We start from the raw sequence: 3572 nt of genomic DNA, 5'->3' as shown, positions 1-3572 counted from the left end.
CACTTGACTGGGGGTCAAGGGGCCGCAGGTTCAAATCCTGTCAGCCCGACCATCTATTTCAACAGTTTTTAGCCTTTTTGCATTTTGAGCGTTCCAGCAACCATTCCAGCAAACACGAATTTTGCTATTATCTAATCCATAGTTGAGGTGGGTTCTGCATTGTTTTTTTGATGCAAAATCCACTTTTTTTATTTTGGAGCATCTGTGCAGATCTGTAAGCGGGCAATATTTCCAGTGTATGTAGGTTAACTATTAATGGAGGGAATCCCATATCGTTGTTGCCCCTAAGCCCCTAATGACTTTAGCCACTAACAGCTCTTTTCCTGACGGAAATATCTGGCACAGAACAATGGCATGACGTAAACACCGCCATCCATACGGGCGGTGTTTATGTCATTAATCATCTTTCGCATTACGCTGTTTCGCAACACGTTCCATACCATATTTAGTTACTGTTTTCATGCTCAATTTTGTAGTCGCATCGTTGTATTCAACGATAAAACACTCATATTTCTTGATTTTTGGCACTACGTTGTTCGAAAGCTCTTTTAGAGTACTTTGGAGTATGGTCAGGTAAGCTGAGAACTGTTTTTCATTTAAATTGCTAGGAATCGGCGCAATAACTTCGGCTTTTCCAATTGTAATTCTCATGTTTGGATATGTTTCTTCTTTTTTCCCGTGCTTTCTAAAAAAAATAGCAATATGTTTTGTTAGACAAAGAAGAGTCGTTTTAATAGCGTCGTAAGCTGCTGGTGCCAACAAACCTGTAATGAATAGTTCCGTAAGATGTTCATTTAAATAAACAACGATCGTTTTAAATATGGACGCTTGAGCACTTCTTTGCTCAAAAAATACTAAGCCTATTCCATGTCTGTTTAGTTCCTCTTCAAGTGCCTTTCTTTCTTCTGGAGGCAAAAAGTGGGATACATTTCGAGCAGATATACCACTTTCAAACTTTTCGTCAAAAAACATTTCTCTATCACCTCCTCAAGTCCCATTTGACGGCATTATACACCCACCTACACCCTTATACAATCAAAAGGAGGGAAGGAGGCTTGTCCCCCGACTGGGACCCATCCAGAGCCCGCAGGATCATGTACAGGCCTCTCAAAGACTATCAAGGACATTGGGCCATATCCGCAGTTAGGACTCCCCAGTGGCAAAATTCGGCCGCTATTGATTTGGTGCCACTTTAAAAAAACGACCTGTCCGACTGACACAAGAGGTGGCTCCATTCAACTTTGGTGCCACTTTTTATAAAGCAGCCATCAATTACAAAATGAGGTGACGCCAGATTTTGGCGCAATCTGGTACAACTTTCCGTGCGGCCTGATAAAAAGAATGAAGGACCTGTACAAGCTTTGGCACATTTGTTCCAATTTGCCACGACTTTTACAGGAGGTTTCAGCACGAGAAAAAGCTCCGTGGCACAAATTGCCACGCCCGTGGTAGCCAAGATGCTCAGTTTTCCCGGATATTAACCTGATAATACCTTAAAAAGAGCCAAAAACCCCCAAAACCCGCGAGGATGGCGCACAAGCCCTCCGCGCATGGTTAGACATTGGGACCCCGCTGGAAACGCTACAGGGAGCAAAATACGAGGCTGTTTTTAAGTGTTATCGGCTATTAGTTATCTCTCAGGCCCTATGACCTCTAATACAACCACTAATACTTGATCAAGCGGCCGCTTTCCATGCCGACTCCCCCTACATACCCCCATAGGGGGAAATAAAAAGGAGGTCAAAAAAAGGACTGAAAGGATGACAAGATGGCCAAAATTCAAGGAGTACGCAATGTCACGAGGAGTGCACGATGGACCAGCCACGCTGGGAGCGTTGAGGGGGGGCTACCGTCAGCACAAGGGCAGCAGATGGGCAACAATAGTGGATCTATTTATTGCACAAGGCAAGGTGATACGATTTGAAGAGAATGATAAATTGCTGCAGAACCCAAGCTACTACTACCTAGCCTATAGGCTTAAGCGGTCCCAGAGAATGAGTATCGTAGCGATGGCATTATATGCTAGCATGACACAGGATGAGCGAGCAGGGACCAGCCGTGAAGAACTACAGCAGAAATGGGACGAGATGTCAATAAATGAGCGAACCGAGGCCCTGAGTAGTTACCGGTCAACCATAGAGGCGGACATAGAACTGAATACCTGGCTCAATTCGAAGAAAGAAGAAAGGTAGTAAAGGAGCTGTTTGATCAGAGATATACTCAAAAAGAAATTGCAGAGAAATTGGGTATGAGTAAAAGTACTATCTCGAGGTATTTAAAATAACGAGTTTCAGGTCTGTCCCGTTGTATAGTGGCGTAGCCTGCTTTTTTGGTTACTGTTTACTAGTTAAAAATTGTTTAGGAAATTGAAATAAAAACTTTTCAAAATACAATCATGTTGAAGGAATACCCTAGGAATTGCAGAAGTATATAGTAACTGCTGGGAGATTTGGGGGAACGAAAACGGATAGAAGACGCTGAACAGGTCTTAATCACCAAAAAAGTAATTTTATTCTTGACATCCCAGCGGAAGTGTTTTAAAGTTAATATAACAATAAAATATGAAAGGCAGACCCCTCTTGTTACGCTTTTGAGGGATCGGAATTTCTCTGTCCTTTTTTAAATGAATATTCTGAATATATAAGTAGGTTTCTACATTATTACGTAGAGGTTTTTTTTTTCTGTGATAGTTAAAGAATGGATGAGGGTATAGAGCATAGCTTCCTTTGAGGGTAGGGTCTCGTAGGTCCACGAACATAATAATAGTTATAGCATGAACTCACTTTGGAATTCGGTGGTCCATGCTATAACTATTTTGTTAACAAATCAGGGAAAGCAGTTGAGTAAACTATACCGATTTGCCGAAGCGTCCCGATCTCCTGATTCTATTTTCGACTAGGCTCGTACTCAAATGATTATTGTGGGACGCTAAACTAGAAGCCAGATAGCCAGTCTTGGCCGTATGCAGCCTCGAATTTTTTAAAACGAATAAATTTAATAACGCTATCTTTGGCTTCTGCCGATAAATGTGTAGCATTTTTAATTACTGCAATAGCTTCTGTGGATAAATTTTCCGCGATTACTTTGCCATCACGTGAAACCAGCTCTAAGTCTTCATCGAAAAAGAAATAGGATGGGTGAATATTAAAGGCTTTGCACAACTTGGCTATCGTCTTAATCTGTGTAACCTTTTTGCCTGATTCCATTTGTTGATAATACTGCACTGTAATGCCTATTCGTTGGGCAACGGCGGTTTGCGTTAACTGGTGTTCTTTGCGTAGTCTTTTTAAGTTCCGCCTAACAAGTCCGTAAACTGCGCTTACATCAGCATTAGGTTCCAACATATCCCTACCCCCTTAATGAATTTTCGTCTCATGCATGCCGCATGCATAATAGGCTTTACAGCCCGATTTAAGACAATGGTGAGGATAACAGTCTTTAAGGGCCATCCCTTTGCTATCTGCTTAGTAATAATGTGTTGCTAATCCTCTTTATTTTGTGCAAGAATCCAGCTGTGAGCGGTAAAATAAAAGGGATGAATTTCGGCAAACAAAAACGGACGTTTTTTCCGT

General features: G+C 41.8%; 4 protein-coding genes. 2 read left to right on the top strand and 2 right to left on the bottom strand.

All coding sequences use genetic code 11. The features are described from left to right. Positions 1-396: 396 nt before the first annotated feature. Entirely contained in the window at positions 397-972 is a 576-nt protein-coding gene (locus tag Q7P22_RS13985; protein ID WP_303865013.1) for a hypothetical protein, read from the bottom strand. Between the two features lie 788 nt (positions 973-1760). On the opposite strand from Q7P22_RS13985, the gene Q7P22_RS13980 reads away from it, so the two are divergent. Continuing rightward, positions 1761-2192, top strand: a complete 432-nt coding sequence (locus Q7P22_RS13980) for a hypothetical protein (protein WP_303865012.1) — start codon at positions 1761-1763, stop codon at positions 2190-2192. Beyond that, the gene (locus tag Q7P22_RS15055; protein ID WP_369695545.1) at positions 2162-2284 is read left to right on the top strand and encodes an ArsR family transcriptional regulator; all 123 of its coding nucleotides are present in this window, start codon (positions 2162-2164) and stop codon (positions 2282-2284) included. The genes Q7P22_RS13980 and Q7P22_RS15055 overlap by 31 nt, the downstream gene beginning before the upstream one ends. A gap of 649 nt (positions 2285-2933) precedes the next feature. Here the strand turns inward: Q7P22_RS15055 and Q7P22_RS13975 are convergent. Further along, on the bottom strand, positions 2934-3344 hold the full coding sequence (locus Q7P22_RS13975; RefSeq protein WP_303865011.1) for a helix-turn-helix domain-containing protein: 411 nt from the start codon (positions 3342-3344) through the stop codon (positions 2934-2936). Positions 3345-3572: the final 228 nt, after the last annotated feature.

Source organism: Alkalibaculum bacchi, from assembly GCF_937875145.1.
GTDB lineage: Bacteria > Bacillota > Clostridia > Eubacteriales > Alkalibacteraceae > Alkalibaculum > Alkalibaculum bacchi_A.
The sequence above is the reverse complement of the archived record's forward strand: the minus strand, read 5'-3'. Positions and strand labels throughout refer to the sequence as shown.